The 23,132-nt window shown below is 72.1% G+C and carries 18 protein-coding genes; 4 read left to right on the top strand and 14 right to left on the bottom strand.

The features are described 5' to 3' along the window. The first annotated feature begins 130 nt into the window (after positions 1-130). Positions 131-2,542 (top strand): penicillin acylase family protein, encoded by a 2,412-nt coding sequence (locus tag ACZ7L4_RS41730; protein ID WP_472110321.1) that lies wholly within the window; start codon positions 131-133, stop codon positions 2,540-2,542. Positions 2,543-2,563: 21 nt separating this feature from the next. Here ACZ7L4_RS41730 and ACZ7L4_RS41725 read toward each other — a convergent pair whose 3' ends face one another. Next, positions 2,564-4,129, bottom strand: a complete 1,566-nt coding sequence (locus tag ACZ7L4_RS41725; RefSeq protein ID WP_472110319.1) for an acyl-CoA synthetase — start codon at positions 4,127-4,129, stop codon at positions 2,564-2,566. Positions 4,130-4,138: 9 nt separating this feature from the next. Then, a complete protein-coding gene (locus ACZ7L4_RS41720) occupies positions 4,139-5,239 on the bottom strand; it encodes an NAD(P)H-dependent flavin oxidoreductase (protein ID WP_450812120.1) in 1,101 nt (366 codons plus the stop codon). Positions 5,240-5,453: 214 nt separating this feature from the next. On the opposite strand from ACZ7L4_RS41720, the gene ACZ7L4_RS41715 reads away from it, so the two are divergent. Then, positions 5,454-7,214: a serine hydrolase domain-containing protein gene (locus tag ACZ7L4_RS41715; protein ID WP_472110317.1), complete on the top strand. Its 1,761-nt coding sequence runs from the start codon at positions 5,454-5,456 to the stop codon at positions 7,212-7,214. Between the two features lie 23 nt (positions 7,215-7,237). Here ACZ7L4_RS41715 and ACZ7L4_RS41710 read toward each other — a convergent pair whose 3' ends face one another. Genes ACZ7L4_RS41710 through ACZ7L4_RS41700 form a run of 3 tightly spaced genes read right to left on the bottom strand, consistent with a single transcriptional unit; the run spans position 7,238 to position 12,030 of the window. After that, entirely contained in the window at positions 7,238-8,797 is a 1,560-nt protein-coding gene (locus ACZ7L4_RS41710; RefSeq protein ID WP_472110315.1) for a phytoene desaturase family protein, read from the bottom strand. A gap of 51 nt (positions 8,798-8,848) precedes the next feature. Continuing rightward, on the bottom strand, positions 8,849-11,122 hold the full coding sequence (locus ACZ7L4_RS41705; RefSeq protein ID WP_472110313.1) for a serine/threonine-protein kinase: 2,274 nt from the start codon (positions 11,120-11,122) through the stop codon (positions 8,849-8,851). A 26-nt stretch (positions 11,123-11,148) separates the two neighbouring features. Next, positions 11,149-12,030: an oxygenase MpaB family protein gene (locus ACZ7L4_RS41700; protein ID WP_472110311.1), complete on the bottom strand. Its 882-nt coding sequence runs from the start codon at positions 12,028-12,030 to the stop codon at positions 11,149-11,151. Positions 12,031-12,140: 110 nt separating this feature from the next. Between ACZ7L4_RS41700 and ACZ7L4_RS41695 the strand changes: the two genes are divergently transcribed. Beyond that, positions 12,141-13,163, top strand: coding sequence for an endonuclease/exonuclease/phosphatase family protein (locus ACZ7L4_RS41695; RefSeq protein WP_472110309.1), 1,023 nt, complete (start codon positions 12,141-12,143; stop codon positions 13,161-13,163). Here ACZ7L4_RS41695 and ACZ7L4_RS41690 read toward each other — a convergent pair. The 7 genes from ACZ7L4_RS41690 to ACZ7L4_RS41660 form a co-directional block, all read right to left on the bottom strand. Continuing rightward, positions 13,120-14,298: an acyl-CoA dehydrogenase family protein gene (locus ACZ7L4_RS41690; RefSeq protein ID WP_472110307.1), complete on the bottom strand. Its 1,179-nt coding sequence runs from the start codon at positions 14,296-14,298 to the stop codon at positions 13,120-13,122. The two genes, ACZ7L4_RS41695 and ACZ7L4_RS41690, sit on opposite strands and share 44 nt — an antisense overlap. Positions 14,299-14,418: 120 nt before the next feature. Next, positions 14,419-14,841: a four-helix bundle copper-binding protein gene (locus tag ACZ7L4_RS41685; RefSeq protein ID WP_472110443.1), complete on the bottom strand. Its 423-nt coding sequence runs from the start codon at positions 14,839-14,841 to the stop codon at positions 14,419-14,421. A gap of 145 nt (positions 14,842-14,986) precedes the next feature. Continuing rightward, the gene (locus ACZ7L4_RS41680) at positions 14,987-16,180 is read right to left on the bottom strand and encodes a zinc-dependent alcohol dehydrogenase (protein WP_472110305.1); all 1,194 of its coding nucleotides are present in this window, start codon (positions 16,178-16,180) and stop codon (positions 14,987-14,989) included. 104 nt (positions 16,181-16,284) lie between these two features. Then, positions 16,285-16,857: a hemerythrin domain-containing protein gene (locus ACZ7L4_RS41675; RefSeq protein WP_472110303.1), complete on the bottom strand. Its 573-nt coding sequence runs from the start codon at positions 16,855-16,857 to the stop codon at positions 16,285-16,287. Positions 16,858-16,952: 95 nt separating this feature from the next. After that, positions 16,953-18,083 carry an enolase C-terminal domain-like protein gene (locus tag ACZ7L4_RS41670; protein ID WP_472110301.1) on the bottom strand — a complete coding sequence of 377 codons (1,131 nt, stop codon included), beginning with the start codon at positions 18,081-18,083 and terminating at the stop codon, positions 16,953-16,955. Positions 18,084-18,099: 16 nt separating this feature from the next. After that, positions 18,100-19,092 (bottom strand): LLM class F420-dependent oxidoreductase, encoded by a 993-nt coding sequence (locus tag ACZ7L4_RS41665; protein ID WP_472110299.1) that lies wholly within the window; start codon positions 19,090-19,092, stop codon positions 18,100-18,102. Between the two features lie 181 nt (positions 19,093-19,273). Beyond that, positions 19,274-19,444 (bottom strand): hydrophobic protein, encoded by a 171-nt coding sequence (locus ACZ7L4_RS41660; protein ID WP_450812107.1) that lies wholly within the window; start codon positions 19,442-19,444, stop codon positions 19,274-19,276. A gap of 60 nt (positions 19,445-19,504) precedes the next feature. Here ACZ7L4_RS41660 and ACZ7L4_RS41655 point away from each other — a divergent pair, with 60 nt between their 5' ends. After that, positions 19,505-20,452 carry a cation diffusion facilitator family transporter gene (locus ACZ7L4_RS41655; protein ID WP_472110441.1) on the top strand — a complete coding sequence of 316 codons (948 nt, stop codon included), beginning with the start codon at positions 19,505-19,507 and terminating at the stop codon, positions 20,450-20,452. Positions 20,453-20,486: 34 nt separating this feature from the next. On the opposite strand, the gene ACZ7L4_RS41650 is transcribed toward ACZ7L4_RS41655, so the two are convergent. Then, positions 20,487-21,896, bottom strand: coding sequence for a VWA domain-containing protein (locus ACZ7L4_RS41650; RefSeq protein ID WP_472110297.1), 1,410 nt, complete (start codon positions 21,894-21,896; stop codon positions 20,487-20,489). Next, positions 21,893-23,089 (bottom strand): AAA family ATPase, encoded by a 1,197-nt coding sequence (locus ACZ7L4_RS41645; protein WP_472110295.1) that lies wholly within the window; start codon positions 23,087-23,089, stop codon positions 21,893-21,895. Before ACZ7L4_RS41645 ends, ACZ7L4_RS41650 begins: the two co-directional genes overlap by 4 nt. Between the last annotated feature and the right edge of the window lie 43 nt (positions 23,090-23,132).

Genomic DNA, 23,132 nt, shown 5'->3' with positions numbered 1-23,132 from the left:
CGGGCGCCGGGTCAAGGCATGTGTGGCACAGGTGGGCGCAGGACCCTCGGCGCCCGACATACCGGTTGGTACGCTCTGCCGCATCTCGCACCGCTCAACCACCTCTGTCCGCACCGCAGTTGGGAGCACGATGCGCACACGCCCGGGACACAGACGCCTCGCGGCCCTCGGGGTCGCCCTGTTGACCGCGCTCACCGGCACCGCGTCGGTGTCGTCCGCCGCGGCCGACCGTGACAGCCGCCCGCACGGCGGCGGCCTGTCCGCCACCATCCGCTACACCGAGTACGGGATCCCGCACATCGTCGCCAAGGACTACGCGAACCTCGGTTTCGGCACGGGGTGGGCGCAGGCCCAGGACCAGGTGTGCACGCTCGCCGACGGGTTCGTGACGCTGCGCGGCGAGCGCTCGCGCGTGTTCGGGCCGGACGCGGCGCCCGACGGCTCGCTGTCGTCGGCGACCAAGAATCTCTCGAGTGACCTGTATTTCAAGGGGGTGCGCGAGGCGCGCACCGTCGAGAGGTTGCTCGATGTCCCCGCTCCCGCGGGGCCGAGTCGCGACGTCAAGGACGCGATGCGCGGCTGGGCCGCCGGGTACAACGCGTGGCTGAAGCAGAACCGGATCACCGACCCGGCGTGCAAGGGCGCGGACTGGGTCGAGCCGGTGACCTCGCTCGACGTGGCGACGCGCGGCTTCGCGCTCGCGGTGCTCGGCGGGCAGGGGCGCGGCATCGAGGGCATCACCGCCGCGAAGCCACCCACCTCCGGTGCCGCGCAGGCGCGGCCCGACAAGGCCGATGCCGCCCGCGCCGCCCGCGAGTTGTTCGCCCAGGACGACTCCGACATGGGGTCGAACGCGGTGGCGTTCAGCGGCGCGGCGACGGCGAACAAGCGGGGGCTGCTGCTCGGCAACCCGCACTACCCCTGGCAGGGCGGCCGCCGCTTCTGGCAGTCGCAGCAGACGATCCCCGGCGAACTGAACGTCATGGGCGGCACGCTGCTCGGCAGCACCGGCATCTCGATCGGCCACAACGCGCACGTCGCGTGGAGCCACACCGTCGCGACCGGTGTCACGCTCAACCTCCACCAGCTCACCCTCGACCCGTCCGACCCGACGACGTACCTGGTCGACGGCAAGAAGGAGCGGATGACCAAGCGGCCCGTGACCGTGCCCGTGAAGGGCGGCGGCGACGTGACCCGCAGCCAGTGGTGGACCCGCTACGGGCCGGTCGTCACGAACCTCGGCGCCCAGCTCCCGCTCCCCTGGACCGCCACGACAGCCTACGCCCTTGCCGACCCGAACGCGGTCAATCTGCGGGCCTCCGACACGGCGCTCGGCTTCAGCAAGGCCCGTTCGACGGCCGACATCCTCGGCTCGCTGCGCCGCACGCAGGGCCTGCCGTGGGTGAACACGATCGCCGCGGACTCCTCGGGCCATTCGCTGTTCACGCAGTCGCAGGTGCTGCCGCGGATCACCGACGAGTTGGCCGCGAGGTGCTCGACGCCGCTCGGCAGGGCCACGTATCCCGCCTCGGGTGTCGCCGTCCTCGACGGCTCGAAGAGCGACTGCGGGCTCGGGAGGGACAAGGACGCCGTGCAGGCGGGCATCTTCGGCCCGTCGAAGATGCCGGTGCTCAAGGACGCCCCGTACGCGGAGAACTCCAACGACAGCGCCTGGCTCGCCAACGCGGACAAGCCGATCACCGGCTACGAGCGGGTCTTCGGGAACATCGGCACGCAGCGCTCGATGCGGACGCGCGGCGCCGTCGAGGACGTCGCGGGGATGGCCGACAAGGGCGGGCTGACGGTCGCCGACCTGCAGCGGCAGCAGTTCGCCGACCGGGTGCCCGCCGGTGACCTGGCGGCGGCCGACACGGCGAGGGCGTGCGCGGCCCTGCCCGGCGGCACGGCAACGGGCAGCGATGGCACACCCGTTGACATCTCCGCCGCCTGCGGCGTGCTCGGCGCGTGGGACCGCACCATGAACACCGACAGCCGGGGCGCCCTGCTCTTCGACCGGTTCTGGCGGAAGCTGACGGCGGCGGTGCCGGCGGCGCAGCTGTGGAAGGTGCCGTTCTCTGCGGCGGATCCGGTGCGGACGCCGAACACACTGAACACGGCGGCGCCCGGTTTCGCGACGGCGCTCGCCGACGCGGTGGCCGAACTGAAGGCCGCACACATCCCCCTGGACGCGAAGCTCGGCGACCACCAGTTCGTGACGCGCGGCGGCGAGCGCATCCCCGTGCACGGCGGCACGGAGTCGCTCGGCGTGTGGAACAAGGCCGAGCCGGTGTGGGACGCCGCGGGCGGCGGCTACACCGACGTCACGACCGGATCGAGCTACATCCAGGCCGTCGGCTGGGACGGCGGGCGCTGCCCCGTGGCGCGCACCCTCCTCACGTACTCCCAGTCGTCGAACCCGAACTCGCCGCACTACAGCGACCAGACCCACCTCTTCTCGAAGAAGAAGTGGGTCACGGAGCGCTTCTGCGAGAAGGACATCCTCAGGTCGCCCGCCCCGAAGGTGGTGCGGGTGCGCGACTGAGGTGCGCGGGCCCGGGTGGTCTCAGACCGCCCGGGTCCGGCCCTCCCAGTACGGGTCCCGCAGGCGGCGCTTGTAGAGCTTGCCGTTGGGGTCGCGGGGCATCGTCTCGATGAAGTCGACGCTCTTGGGCCGCTTGTAGCCCGCGAGCTGGGTCTCGCAGTGGGCGAGTATCTCGGCCGCGAGCGCGTCACCGGCCTCCCGTCCCTCGGCGACCTCGACGACCGCCTTGACCTCCTCGCCCCAGTCGTCGTGCGGGATGCCGAACGCGGCGGCGTCGGCGACGGCAGGGTGGGTGAGCAGCGCGGATTCGATCTCGGCGGGGTAGATGTTGACGCCACCCGAGATGATCATGTCGATCTTGCGGTCGCGCAGGAAGAGGTAGCCGTCCTCGTCGAGCAGTCCGAGGTCTCCGACGGTGAAGAAGTCGCCGATGCGGTTCTTCTTCGTCTTGCCCTCGTCCTTGTGGTACGAGAATCCGCCGGTCCTCATCTTCATGTACACGGTGCCGAGTTCACCGGCGGGCAGCGGGTTGCCGTCGTCGTCGTAGACCGCCAGTTCGCTGATGGGCCAGGCCTTGCCGACCGTCCCCGGCTTCTTGAGCCACTCCTCGGCCGTCGCGAACGCGCCGCCGCCCTCGCTGGCCGCGTAGTACTCCTCGACGCACGTCCCCCACCAGTCGATCATGGCGCGTTTGACGTGGTCGGGGCAGGGCGCGGCGCCGTGGATCGCGTGCCGCATGGAGGTCACGTCGTAGCGTTCCTTGACCTCCTGCGGGAGCGCGAGCAGGCGGTGGAACTGGGTCGGCACCATGTGCGTGTGCGTGCACTTGTGGGTGTCGATGAGACGGAGCATCTCCTCGGGCGTCCACTTGTCCATCAGGACGACGGGGTGCCCGATGTTCAGGGCGGCGCCCGCGAACTGCAGCACCGCCGTGTGGTAGAGGGGCGAGCACACGAGAGCCACATTGTCGTCGAACGGCTTGATGCCGAAGATGCCGAGGAAGCCGCCGAGGTAGGCCTCCTCGGGCAGCTTGCCCTGGAGCGGGCGGCGGATGCCGCGGGGCCGACCGGTCGTGCCGGACGTGTAGTTCATGACCCAGCCGAGCGTGCGGTCCTCGGGCGCCGATCCGCTCTGCCCGTCCAGGAGTTGGGCGTACGGGCGGAAGCTCGCGATCTCCCCGACCGCGTACCGGTGACTGTCCGGCAGGCCGGCCTCGTCGGCGGCGGACCTGGCCGCGTCGGCGAACCGCTCGTGCGCGATCAGCACCTTGGCGCCGGAGTCGGAGACGATCCAGGCGATCTCCGGTCCTACGAGGTGGTGGTTGACCGGGACGAGGTAGAAGCCGGCCTGCGAGGCGGCGAGGTAGGCGGTGAAGAACTCGACGCTGTTGGGGAGGACGACCGCGAAGGCGTCGCCGCGTTCCAGGCCCGCCGCGCGCAGGCCGTGGACCATCTGGTTGGCGGCGGCGTGCAGCCGTCCCGCCGTCCACGGTTCGCCGTCAGGGGCGGTCAGGACCGTGCGGTCGGGGTCGGCGGCGGCCTGCGCCCAGAAACCATTGGGGGGTGTGCTGTTGGGGGGTGTGCTCATGCTCGTCACTCACCGTCCTGCGATCTTGTTGATGCGGTCGATCGCCTTCTCGAAGCCCCGTGTCAGGTCGTCGAAGACGGCCTGGACGCTGCGCTCCTCGTTCATCCGGCCCACGATCTGCCCGACGGGCGTGCCGAGGAGGGGCTCCACCTCGTACTTCTGGATGCGGGACACGGCCTCGGCGACGAGCAGGCCCTGCAACGGCATCGGCAGCGGTCCTGGCCCTGTCGGGTCGTCCCAGGCGTCCGTCCACTCCGTACGCAGCTGGCGCGCGGGCTTGCCGGTCAGCGCGCGGGAGCGCACCGTGTCGCCGGAGCCCGCGGCGAGCAGCTTGCGGGTGACGGCGGGCGAGTGCATGTCGGCCTCGGTCGTCGTCAGCCACACCGAGCCCAGCCACACACCCTGCGCGCCGAGCGCGAGCGCAGCCGCGACCTGCTGGCCGCTGCCGATGCCGCCCGCGGCGAGGACCGGCAGCGGGTCGACGGCCTCCACGGCCTCCGGGGTGAGCACCATGGAGGCGATCTCTCCGGTGTGGCCGCCGGCCTCGTAGCCCTGCGCGACGACGACGTCGATGCCCGCGTCGGCGTGCTTGCGGGCGTGCCGGGCGCTGCCCGCGAGCGCGGCGACGAGGATGTCGTGCTGGTGGGCGCGGGCGATGACGTCGGCGGGCGGTGAACCCAGCGCGTTGGCGAGGAGTTTGATCGGGTAGTCGAAGGCGACGTCGAGTTGGCTGCGGGCGACCTGTTCCATCCAGCCGGTGATGCGCCAGCCGGACGCCTCGCCCTCGGCGAGCTCCGGGACACCGTACTTGGCGAGGGTCTCCTGGACGAACTTCCGGTGCTCCGGCGGGATCATCGCCTCGATGTCGGCCTCGGTGACGCCCTCGACCTTCTTGGCGGGCATGACGACGTCGAGGCCGTAGGGCCGGCCGTCGGCGTGTCCGTCGAGCCAGTCGAGGTCGCGTTTGAGTTCGTCGGGTGCCGCGTAGCGGACCGCACCGAGCACGCCGAAGCCCCCGGCCCTGCTGATGGCCGCGGCCACCGCAGGGAACGGCGTGAAGCCGAAGACGGCGTGCTCGATCCCCAGTTTCTTGCTCAGCTCCGTCTGCATGCGCGCAGGATGCCGCAGCGCGGCGGACGACGGAAGAGCTTTTCTGATGCGGCGTCAGATTCTTCACGGGGTGGTCATGGCTCAAGGGTGTTGACACGGGGCATCGCTGACTTGAAAGTTTCATCCGACTCGGTAGATCCCGAAAGAATTTTTCAGGAGGGCCTCGTCCATGAGCGGAGCACCCGAAGCAGCGGACAGACCACACAGAGGCGCCATGAACCGGGGCCTGACCCGGCGGCAGTTCGGCGCGGCCGGGCTCGCGCTGGGCGGCGCCCTGGCCCTCGCCCCGTTCCCCGCGGGACCCGCGGCGGCCGGCACCGAGGCCGCGGCGGCCCGGCCCACCCTGCGGCGCGGCTCCCCCGAGCGCGCCGGGCTCCTCGCGGGCCATCTGCGCCAACTGGTCGCCGACGCCGAGAAGTTCCTCGGCCCCTCGCCGAAGCACCCCTGGTACGCGGGCGCGGTGCTGCTCGCGGGCCGCGGCGGCACGGTCGCGCTGCACCAGCCGATCGGCAAGGCTGTCCGCTACTCCCACTACGACGACAAGACGGACACGGGCATCGAGTTCCCGGCGGACCAGCAGATCGACATGGCCGACGACACCGTCTTCGACCTCGCCTCGATCTCCAAGCTGTTCACGTCGATCCTGGCCGTCCAGGAGATCGAGCGCGGCACGCTGGACCTCGAGGCGAAGGTCGTCTCGTACCTCCCGCAGTTCACGGGCGGCGGCAAGCAGGACGTGACGGTTCGCCAGCTCCTCACCCACACCTCGGGGTTCAGGCCCGACATCGCCTTCTACAAGGAGTCCGAGCACGAGGCCCAGCTCGCCCTCCTGTGGAAGGAGGCGCTGCTCAATCCGGCGGGCAGCACGTACCTGTACTCGGACCTGAACCTCATCACGCTCCAGCTCGTCGTCGAGAAGCTCACCGGCAAGCGTCTGGACGTGCTGCTGCCCGAGCGGATCACGGGGCCGCTCGGCATGACCCGCACCCGCTACAACCCGCCCGCTTCCTGGAGGCCCAAGGTGGCGGCGACCGAGGACGCCCGCGCGCCGTGGTCGGGCCTCGACCGGGGCCTGGTGTGGGGCGAGGTGCACGACGAGAACGCGTACGCGTTCGGCGGCGTCGCGGGGCACGCGGGCGTGTTCTCCTGCGCCTGGGACATGGCGGTGCTCGGCCGCACGCTGCTGAACGGCGGGGTCTACGGCAAGGCCAGGATCCTGTCCCAGAAGTCCGTGGACCTGATGTTCACCAACTTCAACACGGACTTCCCCGGCGACGAGCACGGTCTCGGCTTCGAGCTCTACCAGCACTGGTACATGGGCGCGATGGCGACACCGGGCACGGCGGGCCACACCGGGTTCACCGGCACCTCCCTGGTGCTCGACCCGACGACCGACTCGTTCCTCATCGTGCTGGGCAACTCGGTTCACCCGGTGCGCAGTTGGCGATCCGGCTCCGCTCCCCGGGTCGCCGCGGGCAACAACATGGCACGGGCGGTCGCCGTCCGGCCCAAGCACGGCCGCACCGCCTGGTTCTCGGGGATGGCCAGCGCCACGTCGGCGACGCTCACGCTGCCGGACCTGCGACTCGCCTCGGACGAGGCGCGGCTCTCGTGCGAGCTGTGGTGGGACACGGAGCCGCACTCCGACTTCCTGTTCCTGGAGTCGTCGACGGACGGCGGCAAGAACTGGAAACCGCTGCCGTTCACGACGGGCCGCGCCGACGCCCACCCGGCGGGCTCGGTCGACGGCTGGGCCGACCGCACCTGGCACCGCCTCACCGCCGACCTGGGGCCCTTCACCGCGGCGCCGCTCCGGCTTCGCTGGCGCTATGCGACGGACCAGCTGTACGTCGGCCGGGGCGCCTACGTCGACGGCATCCGCGTCCTCGACGGGGACGAGGTGGCCTTCGACGAGGCACGCCCGGCGGACGCGTCCCGCATCGAGGCGAAGGGGTGGACGGCCTCCCGCGACTAGTTTCTACGCGCGTGCAGGCGGGGTCAGTGGCCCAGCACCGCCATCGCGGCGTTGTGCCCCGGAATCCCGCTGACCCCGCCGCCGCGCACGGCGCCCGCACCGCACAGCAGCACATTGGCGTGCCCGGTCTCCACGCCCCAACGGCCGGTGGTTTCGGAGGCGTACGGGAACGAGAGCTCCCGGTGGAAGATGTTGCCGCCGGGCAGCCGCAGGTCCCGCTCCAGGTCGAGCGGGGTCTTCGCCTCGATGCAGGGCCGCCCGTCGCCGTCGAGCGCGAGACAGTCCTCGATCGGTTCGGCGAGGTGGGCGTCGAGCTGCGCGAGCGTGGCCTTCAGCAGGTCCGCGCGGGCCGCGTCGTTGTCGGCGGCGAAGAGCCGGGCCGGGGTGTGCAGGCCGAACAGGGTGAGCGTCTGGTAGCCGCGTTCGACCAGGTCCGGGGCGAGGATGGTGGGGTCGGTCAGCGAGTGGCAGTAGATCTCGGAGGGCGGCGCGCTCGGCAGGGCGCCCGCGGCGGCCTCGGCGTGCGCGGTCGCCAACTGGCCGTACCCCTCGGCGACATGGAAGGTTCCGGCGAACGCCTCGCGCGGGTCGACGGAGGTGTCCTTGAGGTGCGGCAGCCGCTTCAGCAGCATGTTGACCTTGAGCTGGGCGCCCTCCGCGGGGGCGGGCGGGGCGTCGCCCAGCAGCCGGGCGAGGTCCTGCGGGGAGGCGTTGACGAGGACGTTGCGGGCGGCGACGGTGCCCTCGGCGTCGGCGGTCCTGTACGTGACCTCGGCCTCGGCGCCGTCCGTCTCGATGCGGGTCACCTCGTGCCCGGTGACCAGGTCCGCGCCGGCCGAGCGGGCCGCTGCGGCGAGCGCGTCCGTGAGGGCGCCCATGCCGCCGACGGGGACGTCCCAGTCGCCCGTGCCGTTGCCGATCACGTGGTAGAGGAAGCAGCGGTTCTGGGCGAGGGACGCGTCGTGGGCGTCGGCGAACGTGCCGATCAGGGCATCGGTGAGGACGACGCCGCGCACCAGGTCGTCGGTGAAGTGCTCCTCGATGCCGACGCCGATGGGGTCCTCGAACAGCAGCCGCCACGCGGCCTCGTCGCCGACCCGCTCGCGCAGCGCGTCCCGTGCCGGGAGCGGCTCGGTGAGGGTCGGGAAGACCCGCTGGGCGACCCGCTGCGTCGTCTCGTAGAACCGGGACCACGCCTCGTACTCCCGGTCGCCGCCGGTGAGTTCGCGGAACGCGGCGCGCGTGCGCTGCTCGCCGCCGCCGACGAGCAGCCCCGTCGGACGGCCTTCGCGGACGGTCGGGGTGTACGAGGAGACGTCGCGGGTCGCGGTCGCGAAGCGCAGGCCCAGGTCGGCCACGATCTTCTTGGGGAGCAGGCTGACGAGGTACGAGTAGCGGGAGAGCCGGGCGTCGACGCCGGGGAACGGGCGGGTGGAGACGGCGGCCCCGCCAGTGGTGCCGAGCCGTTCGACGACGGCGACGGACTGTCCTGCGCGGGCGAGATAGGCGGCGGCCACCAGGCCGTTGTGGCCGCCGCCGACGACGACCGTGTCGTAGCGGGCGCGGAGATCATGTGCGGGCATGGCCCTTGGTAACACGGGCCGCTCCCGGTGGACCAGAGGGCAGCTCGCCGATCAGCCGGGCGCGCCCTGTTGGCGCAGCGCCGCGACCCTGCGGTACAGGGCGACCGCGTCCGCCGTGCGGCCGAGCTGCTCCAGGCAGTGCGCCTCGTCGCCCAGGCTGGCGAGGGTGCTGGTGTGGGCCTCGCCGAGGACGCGTTCGCGGGCGGCGGACACCGCGCGGTACTCGCCGAGGGCGTCCTGCCAGCGGCCGAGCCAGCCGAGGCCGACGGCCACCTCGCGGCGGCTGACGAGCGTGTCCGGGTGGTCGGCGCCGAGCACCCGCCCGCGGATCGCGCACACGTCGCGGGCCTCCGCGAGGGCCTCCTCCCAGCGGGCCATCCGGCCGAGGTTCACGCCGAGCCCGTGCCGGGCGCGCAGCGTCTCGGGATCGTGGGGCCCGCTGACCCGCGACCGGTCGTCGATCAGATCGCGGTAGAGCGTCAGGGCCTCCGCGCTGCGGCCGAGGCGGCCGAGGCTGATGCCCACTTCGTAGCGGGCGGCGAGGGTGTCCGGGTGGTCGGCGCCGAGCGCCCGCGCCCTGGCCTGCGCGACCTCCTGGTACGTGCGCAGTGCCTCGCTCCACCGGCCCAGCTGCCCCAGCGCGTAGCCGACCTCGCAGCGCGTGACGAGCGTGTCGGGGTGGTCGGCGCCGAGCACGCGGGCGCGCGCGTCGGCGACCTCGTCCGCCATCCGGTAGGAGTCCTCGAGCCGTCCGAGCCTGCTGAGGTTGAAGGCGAGGTTGTGGCGGCAGCGGAGCGTGTCCGGGTGCTCGGGCCCCATCGCCCGCTCCCGGGCGGCGAGCACGGCGCTGTACACCTGGTGCGCCTCGAAGTGCCGCCCCAGCTTGCCCAGGACGTACGCGACCTCCTGCCGTGCCCCGAGCGTGTCGGGGTGCTCGGGCCCGAGGACCCGCTCGCGGCCCTCAACGACGCCGCGGTACTCGCGCAGCGCGTCGGCGGCCCGGCCCGTGCGGCTGAGTGTGAAGGCGACCTCGTAGCGGCTGGCGAGGGTGTCGGCGTGCTCGGGGCCGAGGGCGAACTCCCGCTCGGCGGCCACCGCGCGGTGCACCTCGCCCGCCTCGGCCCAGCGTCCGAGCCGGCCGAGGCTGAGCCCCGCGTTGTGCCGGGACGCGAGGGTGGCGAGCAGTTCCGGGGCGGGGGTGGGGCGCCCCGCCACCTCCGGCGCCGCGGGGGTGCGGTCGGTGTCGCGCGCGATCCACTCACCGGAGAGCCCCGCCGCGGTGTCCGGGGGCGTGACGCGCGGGCCGGGTCCGCCGGTGGCCTTGTGCCCTGTGGTCATGCCGCGGGTCCAGGACGGCAGCCGGGGCTCGCGGGGTTCGAGCACCTCACCGACGGGCGCGCCCGCACGTGGTTCGAGCTGAGTCGTCCGCACCGTCGGCACGTACGTGCCGCGCCCGGACCGCGCGCCCTCGGTGATCCGCCGTGCCAGCTCCCGCGCGTCGCGCGGCCGCTGCTCGGGCTCCTTGGCGAGCAGGTCCAGGATGATCCGGTCGAGGTAGCCGGGCAGTTCGGGCCGGTGCCCGCGCGGCGCCTCGGGCTCGGTGTCGCGGTGCCCGACGAGCACGGACCACGCGTCCTCCAGGTCGAACGGCGGGGCACCCGTGGAGACCTCGTACAGCACGCACCCCAGCGAGTACAGGTCGCTGCGCTCGTCGACCTGGTCGCCGCCGATCTGCTCGGGCGACATGTAGTGCGGGGTGCCCATGGCGATGCCGGTGCCGGTGAGGCGGGCGGTGAACCCGATGTCGTGGCCGAGGCGGGCGATGCCGAAATCGCAGATCTTCGCGGTGCCGTCGCCGAGCCGCATGATGTTCGCCGGCTTCAGGTCGCGGTGCACGACGCCCTGTTCGTGGGTGTAGGCGAGGGCGGAAGCGACCTGTTCGGCCAGGTCGACGATGTCGTCGACGGGCAGGGGGTGGTGCCTGTTGTCGTCGAGGAGCTGGCTGAGGTTCTTCCCGTCGAGCAGCTCCATCACGAGGTAGAGGATCCCCTCGTACTCCCCGAAGTCGTGCACGACGGTGATGCCCCGGTGCTGGAGCGCGGCGGCGACCCGCGCCTCCCTGCGGAAACGCTCCCGCAGGACGCGGGTGAAGGTCTCGTCGCGCTCGGGACCGAGCGGCTTCAGGCACTTCACGGCGACATGCCGGCCGAGCGACTCGTCGCGCGCCCGCCACACCTCGCCCATGCCGCCCCGGCCGATCAGGTCCAGCAGCCGGTACCGCCCGTGGATCAGCCTGACGTCCCGCGTCTCCCCCACCCCTGGCATCTCCCGCCGTCGCCCCCGTCGCGTCGCTACGCCCTCCCCGGCCCGTCCAGTATGGCTTCCCCTCTGTCGACTTTGTACGGGGCAGGACGGGCGTCCGCACCGAGTCTCCCCATGGCCCGCAGGATGTGTTTGGGCGGCAGTTGCCAGCGCACACGGGCGGGGATCAGGCGCAGCGCGGTGCCCGTGGCTCGCAACCGGCGCGTGACGACGGCCGGTTCGGGGACCCGTCTGCCGTACAGCTCATGGGCGTACGGCGGCAGGGAGGCGTACGCCAGGTTGGCCACGCGCCGCCAGAGGGCCTCGCGCGCCGGGATCAACAGCAGGTGGGTGGGCGGCCGCTGCAGGAAGTCGTCGACCTCGCGGGCCTCGGGCCCGGCGGCGAGCGTCGGCCGTACGGACTCGAAGTACGCCGCCAACTGGGCCTGGCTGCCCGGCACCCGCTCCGGGTCGAGGCCGACGAGCCGGGCGCTGGTGCGGTGTTCGGCGACGTACCGGTCGGCCTGCGCCTCGGTGAGCCGGAAGCCGGAGCGGCGCGCGACGTGCAGATAGGAGTCGATCTCGGCGCAGTGCACCCACAGCAGCAGCTCGGGTTCGTCGACGCCGTACCGCTCCCCCGTGACCGGGTCGGTCGCCCCCAGGTGGCTGTGGATCCGCCGCACGCGGGCGCCGGCATTCTCGGCGGCCTCGCTGGTGCCGTACGTCGTCGTGCCGACGAAGCTCGCGGTGCGCATCAGCCGGCCCCAGGCGTCGCGCCGGAAGTCGGAGTTCTGCATGACGCCGCGCACGGCGCGCGGGTGCAGCGCCTGGAAGTACAGGGCGCGCACGCCCGCGATCCACATCATGGGGTCGGCGTGCATCTGCCAGGTCACCGATTCGGGTCCGAAGAGCCCGGGGTCCGCGTCACTCATGTCGCACAGCACCTCCTGCTCGCAGGGTACGCACCCGGGCCGTCGCGGAACCCGATCAACGGTTGATTCGTCCTGGTGGGCAGGGACAACGGGCCAGGGGGCGGGGCGGCATGAGCGAGCGGGTCGGCACGGCGACGACGGACGACATCGGCGGGAGCCCGGTGCCCCGGCGGCGCGGCCGGGTGCTCGCCGCGCTCGCCGTCCTGACCGGGCTCGTTCTGCTCTTCCACCGGTGGATCCCGAACACGCCGGGGCGGCTTGGAAGCCTGGTGGAGTCGTTCCTGCCGTGGTGCTGGCTGATCCTGGTTGTCCTGCTCGGCCTGGCGCTGCTGCGCCGGGCCCGGCTCGCAGTAGTGGCCGCACTGTCGGCGACGGCGGTCTGGGCATATCAATACGGTGTGCTGCTCCCCGAGCCCCGCTCGGAAGGGCACGACCTCACCGTGGTGCAGCACAACGCCAGTGACGAGAACACCGACCCGAAGGGCACGGCGAGCGCGCTGTCCATGCGCTTCCCGGACCTCATCGCCCTGGAGGAGCTGCTGCCCAAGGCCCGGGCCCAGTACGAGCGCACCCTGTCCGCGAGCCATCCGCATCACGCGGTGATCGGCACGGTCGGGCTCTGGTCGAAGTACCCGCTCTCCGGCGTCCGGGCGGCGGACATCAAACCCGCCGGGATCACCGAGCCGTGGAACCGCGGGCTGCGCGCTGTCGTCGAGGCGCCGCAGCGCGACATCGCCGTGTACGTCGCCCATCTGCCCTCGATCCGGATCGGCGTGGGCGGCCTCGCGTCGCAGCGGCGCGACGAGAGTGCCCGCAAGCTCGGCGCGCAGGTCGCCGCCGAGCCCACGGACACGGTGCTCGTCCTCGGCGACTTCAACGGCACGGTCGACGACCGCGGTCTCGCCCCGCTGACCTCCCAGCTGGACGTGCCGGACCGCGGGTTCGCGTTCAGCTACCCCGCCGCGTTCCCGGTGGCCCGGATCGACCAGATCATGGCCCGCTCGGCGAACGTGGGCCGCATCCGCACCCTGCCCGCGACCGGCAGCGACCACCTGCCCGTGCTCGCCCGGATCTCCCTCGACGACCCGGTCAGCGCCGCACCCGGGGCATCCCCAGACCGATCCACGAGATGATCTCCCGCTGGATCTCGTTGTTGCCGCCGCCGAAGGTGAAGATGACGGCGGAGCGGTAGCCGCGCTCCAGTTCGCCGTGCAGGACCGTCCCGGCGCTGCCCTCCTTGAGCGCGCCCGCCGCGCCCACGACCTCCATCAGCCAGGCGTACGCGTCGCGGCGGGCCTCGGAGCCGTAGACCTTGACGGCGGAGGCGTCCTGCGGGAGGAGGGTGCCCTGCTGGACGGCGTTCACCATCTGCCAGTTGAGGAGCTTCATCGCGTCGAGCTTGGTGTGGGTCTGGGCGAGCCGCTTCCTGACCCAGCCGAGGTCGATGACGCGGCGGCCGTCGGCGAGCTTGGTGTCCATGGCCCAGCGCTGCACGTCGTGCAGGGCGCGGATCGCCATGGTGCCGTGGGCGGCGAGGGTGACGCGTTCGTGGTTGAGCTGGTTTGTGATCAGGCGCCAGCCCTTGTTCTCCTCGCCCACCCGGCGCGAGACCGGGACGCGGATGTCCTCGTAGTAGCTGGCCGTGGTGTCGTGCGAGGCGAGGGTGTTGATGACGGTGCAGGAGTAGCCGGGGTCTGTCGTCGGCACGAGCAGCATGGTGATGCCCTTGTGCGGGGGCGCGTCCGGGTCGGTGCGGACGGCGAGCCAGACCCAGTCGGCGGTGTCGCCGTTGGTCGTCCAGATCTTCTGGCCGTTGACGACGTAGGTGTCGTCCTCGCGGACCGCGCGGGTCTTCAGCGCCGCGAGGTCCGTGCCGGCGTCGGGCTCGCTGTAGCCGATCGCGAAGTCGAGCTCGCCGGAGAGGATCCTCGGGAGGAAGTACTCCTTCTGCTCATCCGTGCCGAACTGCATGATGGTCGGGCCCACGGTGTTGAGCGCCATCAGCGGCAGCGGTACGCCCGCCTGTGCCGCCTCGTCGAAGAAGATGAACTGTTCCATCGGGGACAGGCCGCGGCCCCCGTACTCCTTCGGCCAGCCCACGCCGAGCCAGCCGTCGCTGCCGAGCCGGCGCACCGTCTCCCGGTAGAACCGCTTCTGCGCGGCCGGGTCCTCGTAGCGCGCGTACGCGTTCTCGGGTACCAGCTCGGCGAAGTAGGCGCGCAGCTCGGTGCGCAACTGCTGCTGCTCAGGCGTGTATTCGAGGTGCACGGCCCCTCCTGGCGGTCGACTGCGTGGTCCGGGAGCCGGCTTGCGCCAGCCTGACGGCGCACACAGTAGAACGCGTTCCAGTAATAGGGAATGCCGCGGACCGCGGGAACTGATGGAACGTCAGCCGAGGGTCTGGAGGAAGTCCGTGCAGGCCCGCGCACAGGCCCGGCACCGCTCGGCGCATTCGGCCGCGTCGCGCGTGCGGTCGCAGACGTGCGCGCACTCCAGGGTGACGGCCCGGCACCACTCGACCTGGAGCCGCAGCCCGTACTCGTCCTGGTGTGCCTCCTCCGACAGCAGCCGGCAGGTCGCGTCGCACACCTCGACGCTGAGCAGCAGCGCGCGCCGCAGGCCGTGCGGCGCGTCGGGCCGGCCCTCCGACGGGACCGAGCGCACCGGCCCGTGCACCTGCGGGGCGACGGGCCCCAGGTCGGTGGAGCTGACCAGCAGGGCACAGGCGCGGGCACACTCGGTGCAGGACTGCGCGCAGGCGAAACGGTCCTCGAGGAAGCGCACGAGGTCGTCCTTGGGCGGTTCGGTCATCAGGGCACGGTCGGCGCCCGTGGAGTCCTCGGCGTATGCGTTCGGGTACTTCGCCAGGGAGGTCACCGGCCCGGCTCCTTTCCAGAGGACGTACGGCTGCTGTGCGAGTAGCCGGATCGACCGACGCCAAACCGCACGGGGTTCCTCACGGACGCATCAGCACCTTGACCGCGCCGTCCTGCTTCTTCTGGAACATCTCGTACGCGTGCGGGGCCTCGCCCAGCGGCACGTGGTGGGTGGCGAACTCGTCGACGCCCAGGGGGTCCTCGTCGCTGAGGAGCGGAAGGATCTCGCCGGACCAGCGGCGCACGTTGGCCTGGCCCATGCGCAGTTGGAGCTGCTTGTCGAACATGGTCATGAGCGGCAGCGGCGAGGCCATCCCGCCGTAGACGCCGCTGAGCGAGACGGTGCCGCCGCGCCGCACGAGGGCGATGGCGAGCCGGAGCGCGGCCAGCCGGTCGGCGCCGCCGGTGCGTTCGGCGAGCTTGGCCGACCAGGCGTGCGGGAGCAGCCCCGCGGCGGTCTGCGCGGTGCGGCCGAGCGGGCTGCCGTGCGCCTCGGTGCCGACGGCGTCGATGACGGCGTCCGGGCCGCGGCCGCCGGTCTCGTCCTGGATCGCGGCGACCAGGTCCTCGCTCTTGTCGTGGTCGCGGAGGTCGTAGGTCTCCACTCCCCTGGCCCGCGCCCGCTCCAGGCGCTCCGGTACGAGGTCGACGCCGAAGACCCGGCCGGCGCCCTCGTGCAGCGCGACACGGCAGGCCATGTCGCCGATCGGGCCGAGGCCGAGGACGGCGACGGTGCCGCCCTTGGGGATCTCGGCGTACCGGACGGCCTGCCAGGCGGTGGGCAGCACGTCGGAGAGGTAGACGTAGCGGTCGTCGGGCGGGCCGTGCGGCACCTTGATGGGGCCGAACTGGGCCTGCGGCACCCGCAGATACTCGGCCTGCGCGCCCGGCACCGCGCCGTACAGGGAGGTGTAGCCGAACAGCGCGGCGCCCGTGCCCTGCTCGGCGATCTGGGTCGTCTCGCACTGTGTGGGCAGGCCCGCGTCGCACATCCAGCAGTGCCCGCAGGCGATCTGGAACGGGACGACGACGCGTTCCCCGGGGTGCAGGTCGTGCACCTCGTCGCCGACCTCCTCGACGATGCCCATGGGTTCGTGGCCGAGGATGTCACCGGGGGTCATGAACGGTGTGAGCACCTCGTACAGATGCAGGTCGGATCCGCACAGGCCGCTGGAGGTGATCCGGACGACCGCGTCCGTGGGCCGCTCGATGCGGGGGTCGGGGACGGTGTCCACGCGTACGTCGCGTCGCCCCTGCCAGGTCACTGCCTTCATCGTGTCCTCCTGATGTCCGTGTCCCTGTGGTCCGCGCGGGCGCGGACGAGCAGAGGTGCGGGGCGCACACGTGGCCCCCCGCACCTCTGCTCCTGTGTGTTCGCTCAGGTCTTGCCGGTCGCCTTGCGGATCGCGTCCCGGGTGCGGTCGACGACCGCGGCCACGGGGCCCGCGGCGAGGTTCTTCGCCGCGGAGTCCGTGCCGGGGTGGGGGCGCGTGGGCGCCATGGCCTCCGCCGCCTTCACGGCGCGGCCCAGGGTCTCCAGCCTGGAGCGGTCGGCGACCTCGTTGAAGTGCGCGAACTCGTAGCGCTCCTCCGCGTCCGCGTGCGCGAGAACGTCCTCGCGCAGCGCGTCGAACCTGTCGAGGAACTCCGGCGAGTCCGGGTCCATGTCGTCGAGCTTCGACAGGACCTTCTTCGCCTTCTCCTCCTCGTCGATCCGGTCCTTGACGACGTGTTCGCCGCCGTCGATGTTCTTGCGCGCGAAGGGGTGCACGACCTCTTCCTCTGCGGTCTCGTGCACCGCGAGCAGCCGCACCAGTTCGTGGAAGCGCTCCTTGCGCTCCTCGCCCTTGGCGGCGGCCACCTCCTCGAACAGTGTGCGGATCCTGACGTGCTGCTGCAGAAGGAGCTGCACCACGTCGTTGGGGTCCTTCGTGCCCTTGGTCTGGGGCATGTCGTGTCCTCGGGATTCTGTGTCTCGGGTGCGGAGCGGGCCGGGTACCCGGGCCGCGGACCGCTACGCGCGCGACGGCCCGCCGCCCGCACGGATCAGGCCACCCGGTACTCCTCCACCTCTTCGCTGCGGAGCACCAGGCCGTTCCCCGGGCCGTTCTGTCCCGGGCGCACCGTGCCGCCCTTCGGGTCGAGGACGCCCGCGAAGAACATCGACTCGATGCGTACGTGGTCGTGGAACCACTCGACGTGGCGGAGGTTGGGGACCGACGCCGCCACGTCCGCGTGGGCGTGCGGGGCGCCGTGTGCCGAGATCTCCAGGCCGTGAGCCTGGGCGAGCGCGGCGGCGCGGAGGAATTCCGTGATGCCTCCGCAGCGGGTGACGTCGACCTGGAGGCAGTCGACGGCGCCCGCGGAGATCATGCGGGCGAAGCCCGGGAGGTCGTAGCCGTACGCGCCGGCGGTGACGTCGCACACGAGGGCGTCGCGGACGAGGCGGAGGCCGGTGAGGTCGTCGGAGGAGACGGGTCCCTCGAACCAGCCCACGCCGTGGGTGACGAGCGTCTCGCCGACGCGGACGGCCTGTTTGCGGTTGTAGCCGCCGTTGGCGTCGACGTACAACTCGGCGTCCGTGCCGATGACTTGGCGGGCGCTGCGCACCCTTTGGAGGTCGCGGGGCACGGAGCGTCCGCAGGCCTCGCCGATCCTTATCTTGACCCGCGGGATGTGCTGGCCGTGCACCCAGCCGCTGAGCTGCGCGGCCAGGTGGCTGTCGTGGTACGTGGTGAAGCCGCCGCTGCCGTAGACGGGGACGGTGTCCCGCGCCGCGCCGAGCAGGCGCACGAGCGGGAGGTCCATGAGGCGGGCCTTGAGGTCCCACAGGGCGAGGTCGACGGCGGAGATCGCGCAGCCCGCGATGCCGGGTCGGCCCGCTTCGCGGACCCCCTGGCACTGCGCCACATGCGCGGCGGGGGTGTCGAAGGCGTCGCGTCCCTCGACGAGCGGGGCGAGCTGATGGCGGACGAGATCGGCGGCGGCCGGGGGCGCGTAGGTCCAGCCGACGCCGGTCAGCCCGCAGGCCCTGGCCTCGACGAAGACGATCGTCGTGCTGTCCCAGGCGAGGGTGGCATCGGCCTCGGGGGCATCGGTGGGCACCGTGTAGGCGCTGACGTCGAGGTGTTCGACGGGAAGGCAGGTACTCGGGGAGGTCAGGGCGCTGGTCATCATGGTCGTCGGCCGTGCCTCACCCTGCCGAGCCGCTGCTCGCGCCGCGCGGTGTGCCGTCCTGGAGCTGCGGCAGCACCTTCGTCCGGTAGAAGTCGAAGAACTCCCGCTGGTCCGGGCCGATCTGATTGACGTACACGCGGTCGAAGCCCGCCCGCGCGAAGGCGTCGAGGGCGCTCACGTGCTCGTCGACATCGGGTCCGCAGGGCATCGCGCCGTCGACCATTCGCTCGGTGACGAGGGTCTCGGCCTGCTCGAAGTGGCGGGGCGTGGGCAGTACTTGGCCGAGTTCGCCGGGCAGCAGCTGGTTGGCCCACAGCCCGTGGACCCGGCGCACGGCCTCTGCCCTGTCGGGGCCGTAGCAGACCTTGAGGCCGCCCGCGACGGGCTTCGCGCCGCCTCCGCCCTTTCGGAACTGGGTGACCAGCTCCTCGTCGGGGCTCATCGTGATGTAGCCGTCGCCGATCCGGGCGGCGAGCGCGGTGGCCTGCGGGCCGAAGCCGGAGATATCGATGGGGACGGGCTCGTCGGGGCGGGTGTAGATGCGGGCGTTCTCGACCGTGTAGTGCTCGCCGCGGTGGGTGACCTCGCCGCCTTCGAGGAGCCTGCGGATCACGGCGACGGCCTCTTCGAGCATTTCCATGCGGACGTGCGCGGAGGGCCAGGGGCCGCCGAGGATGTGCTCGTTGAGCGCCTCGCCGGTCCCGACACCGAAGCGGAAGCGGCCGTCGAGCTGCACGGCGCTGGTGGCGACGGCCTGGGCCAGCACAGCGGGGTGGATACGGACAGTGGGGCAGGTGACCGCGGTCTCGACGGGCAGCGACACGGCCTCCGCGAGGGCGCCGATGACGTTCCAGACGAAGGGGCTCTGCCCCTGGGCGTCGTTCCACGGGTGGTAGTGGTCCGAGATCCACAGGCAGTCGAAGCCCGCCTGTTCCGCCATTCGGGCCTGCTCGACGAGCTCGCGCGGCCCGAATTCCTCCGACGCCAGAAAATAGCCGAACTCGGGCATGCCGTCCTCCCGGGGGTGGGTGTCCTTCCAGGTCTTCCGAGTAACCCCGGCCTCCGACGGGAAACCCGCCGCGGCATGACACAAGTGCCGTCCGGGCCGGGTTTTCACGGATCATTCCCAGCGGCCCGGACGGCACTTCAAAGGTTTCGTTCCCGGGTTTATCGGTACCTGGTTCGGTTACTCACCACCGATACCAGCGTGACCTCGTTCCACCCGCCGTCGTACCGCGCATCACGAACCCGAGCAGCCACACGACCAGCACGGCGATGGCCACCCACCACAGCAGTTTCACGGCGAATCCCGCGCCGAAAAGCAGCAGCGCGAGTAACAGGACCAGCAGAATGGGAATCACGGTGAATACCTCCTTGGGGCACCGAGTTCCCGCGAATTCCCCCCGTACTCCACTCACCCCCTGCGAGTTGACGTGACCGCGAAGAATTCCGAGGAAGACGACCGAAGGACCCGGATCACCGTCCTGGTGGCGCTCGCCGCCAATCTGCTGATCGCCGTGGCCAAGGCCGTCGGCGGCCTCATCGCCGCGTCGCCCGCGCTGCTCTCGGAGGCCGCGCACTCGGTGGCCGACAGCCTCAACGAGGTGTTCCTGCTGGCCGCGCTGCGCCGCAGCCGCCGGCCCGCCGACCGCAGGCACCCGTTCGGATACGGCAAGGAACGCTTCTTCTGGTCGCTGCTCGCCGCCGTGGGCATCTTCGTGATGGGCGGCTGCTTCTCCTTCTTCCAGGCGTTCGAGGCGCTGACGTCGGGCGGCCAGGAGGAGTCCCGCAGCGGGTACGTCGCCGGTCTCGTGGTCCTCGGTGTGGCACTGGTCGCGGAGGGCAGCTCGCTGGCCCGCGCCGTGCACCAGGTGCGCGCTCAGCCCGGTGACGGCATCGGCTCGGACCCCGCGCTGCGCACGGTCCTCGCCGAGGACGGCACGGCGGTGGTCGGTGTGCTCCTCGCGGCGGGCGGGATGGTGCTGCACATGGTGACGGGGCGGATCGAGTGGGAGGCGGCCGCGTCCTTCTGCATCGGTGTGCTGCTCGTGTACGTGGCGTACCGGCTCGGCAGGAGCGCCCGTGACCAGTTGATCGGCGAGGCGGGCGATCCCGAGCTGCACCGCGGCATCCATGAGCTCCTGGCGGCGCAGCCCGAGATCGACAATGTGGCGGCGCTGCACACGATGCAGCTGGGAACGGACTCGACGCTGGTCGCGGCGCGGATCGATCTCGCGCCCGGCATCGAGAGCGAGCGCCTCGAACTGGTCCTCGAACGCATCAAGCGGGCGGTGCGGGAGCGCTGGCCCGAGGCGGACCAGGTGTTCCTGGACGTGGTGAACGCGCCGAAGCCGGTGGGCGAACGCTGATGCCTGCCGGGCCCGACCGGCGGCCCCGGCCGGGTCAGATCACGCGGAACAGGTCGGCGGCGGCGTGCACGTCGGTGAAGTCCTCCACCGAGCGGAGGTTGTCGCACAGCGCGGCCAGGACGGAATCGGCCTCGGCGGCGCGCGGGGCGCCGACGGCCACGCCGAAGACGCGGAATCCGAGGCGGTGCTTGGCCGCGTTCCAGCCGCGCATCCACTCCTCGGTGACGCCACAGTCGTCGTCGGTGAGCAGCACGATGTCGCCGCGGGCGCGGGCGGCGTCGTCGAACTCGCGCTCGAGGAGATCACGGGCCGCGCCCAGCGGGGCCTGGTAGCTGGTGCCGCCGCCGAGGAACGTCTCCGCGAACTCGAGGGTCGCGTCGAGGCCCGCGCTCCGGTCGGCGGGGAAGCGGAAGACCCGCACCTTGTCGGCGGCCGAGAACAGGATGCCGACGAAGTCCCGGCCGCCCGCGTGCGCCTGGTCGAGCAGCGCGAGCGCGCACGCCTTCGCCCACACCTCGCGCGTGACGCCGCCGGGGCCCGCCTCGTACATGGAGTGCGAGGTGTCCACGCAGGCGATGACGGCGCCGCGCCCGGCGGGCCGCTCGCCCCGGCTGTCGTAGAGCATCAGTTCCCCGGCGGCGTACCGGGCGGCGAACACCGCGCGCAGGGCGGGCACGCCGAGCCCCGCGAGTTCGGAGGGGACGAGGCGGGACAGGTCGTCTCCGAGGGTGACGCCGACGAGTTCGCCGGCGGTGTTCTCCACCTTGCGGGCGCGTTCGCCGGCGGCCATCTGCCGGAAGCGGCCGATGAGTTCGGCCCATTCGGCGAGCCGCCCGGTGCGCAGCCGCTCGGCGAGCCGGGCCCGCTCCTCGTACGGCAGCCGTTCCAGTTCGCCGGGGCCGAGACCCCAGGCGCGCATCAGGGACGCCTCTTGGCGGACGGCGCGTGAGGCCTTCGCGGCGGCGGCACGGGCGGCGGCACGGACACCGGGGGCGCCCGGGGCGCCTGGAGTGCTCGGATCGCTCGTTTCGCCGGGCCTTGTCTCGGCGACGTCCCGGTCCTCGCGCCGCGACGCCTCGCCCGTCCGCTCCTCGGCCGTCTCCCGTTCCAGCAGCCCGCGCAGCGCGGGCCCCTGCGCGAGGAGTGCCATCGCGGCGGCGTACGGGTCGCCGACGGTCTCCCGGCGCGCCTCCACGAACTGCGGCGACTCGACGAGCGCGGTGACGAATTCGTGGTTGAGCAGCCGTGAGCGCGGCGTCCCGGAGCGCTCGCGCAGCCGCACCCGCGTCTTGTACGCGGCGAGGAACACATCGGCGAGCAGGTCCTGCGCGCACTCGTGGCGCGCGGCGAGCTCGGCCGTCAACTCCCGTACGCCCGCTGCCTGTTCATAGGTGTCGCGCCATGTCAGGCGGTCGAAGTGGTCCGCGACCACGGCGCCGTTCAAGCCCGGTCCCGCACCATGCTCGCGTCCACGCCGAGCGCCTCGGTGAGGATCCGGGCGCGGACGGCGCGCTGGCGTCCCGTGACCCGGTCGATGGCTGCGGTGGAGCGGCCCGCGCCCGCCGCCTCCTCGCGGAGCTTCTCCAGGCGCTGCCCGGCCGTGGCGAGCTGGTGGTGGGCCTTCTTGATGACCCAGTCGCTCAGGGCTTCGCGGGACTGCCCGGCCATGGAGTCGAGCTGGGTCTCCAGCTCCTCGATGGTGTCGGCCAGGTCGAGCGCCTCCTTGGCGTCGGGGTTGACCAGGTGCAACACCTCGCGCTCGACGGTCGGGCGCTGGGCGGGCGAGTCCCACAGCACGTGGGTGAGCACCGACAGGTCGGTCTCTGCGACCTCGTTCCTGCCGTCGAGGTACGCGGAGGCCTGAAGCAGTCCGACCGCCTGCCGCCAGCGCCGGTCGGAGGCGACGAGTTCCTTGCGGCGCAGCGCGGCGCGCAGCGTGCACACCGCGTCGACGATGGCGTCGGGGACGTCCACGGCGGGCACGGTCTCGGCCACGGCCCGCTGAAGGTCGGCCAGTTGGACCGTGGTCCGGGCCTGCGGCTCGGCGCGGCCGCCGACGACCGAGCGGACGAGGGCGGCGAAGTTCGAGGGGTCCTCCAGGTAGCCGACCTCGATCCGGACGAGGAGCCGGTCGTAGATCGCGGCGGAGTCCTCGCCCTCCGGCAGTTCGTTGCTGGCCGTGATGGCACCGATGAGCGGGCAGTGGATCGGGGCGCCGCCGTTCTCCGGGTGGTAGATCCGCTCGTTGAGGTAGCCCAGTGTCTCGTTGAGGGCGGCGGTGGAGCACTTGAAGATCTCGTCGATGAACGCGATGTGCGCGGTCGTGGCCCGGCCGTCGTACACCTGCCGGTACTCGCCGCGCGCCAGCGCCGCGACGTCGATCGGTCCGAACATCCGGGTCGGAGCCGTGAACTTGGAGAGCAGGATCTCCCAGTACGCCGCGCCCTCGACCCGGCCGGTGACCTCGCGGGCCAGCTCGGACTTCGCGGTGCCGGGCGGCCCGAGCACGAGGGAGTGCTGCCCGGCGAGCAGGGCGGTCACCAGCGTCCGTACGACGTCGGCGCGTTCGTAGAAGCGCTCCGACAGCTCGTCGCAGATCGCCCGCAACCGCTCACCCGTGTCGTGCCGCGCGTCCACTGCCGCTCCCCCTGCCCGCAAGGCCCCACCAATCTCAGGTCGG

The organism is Streptomyces sp. NPDC107575 (genome assembly GCF_055657265.1).
Note: the sequence above shows the minus strand (reverse complement) of the source record. Positions and strands in the feature narration are given on the sequence as shown.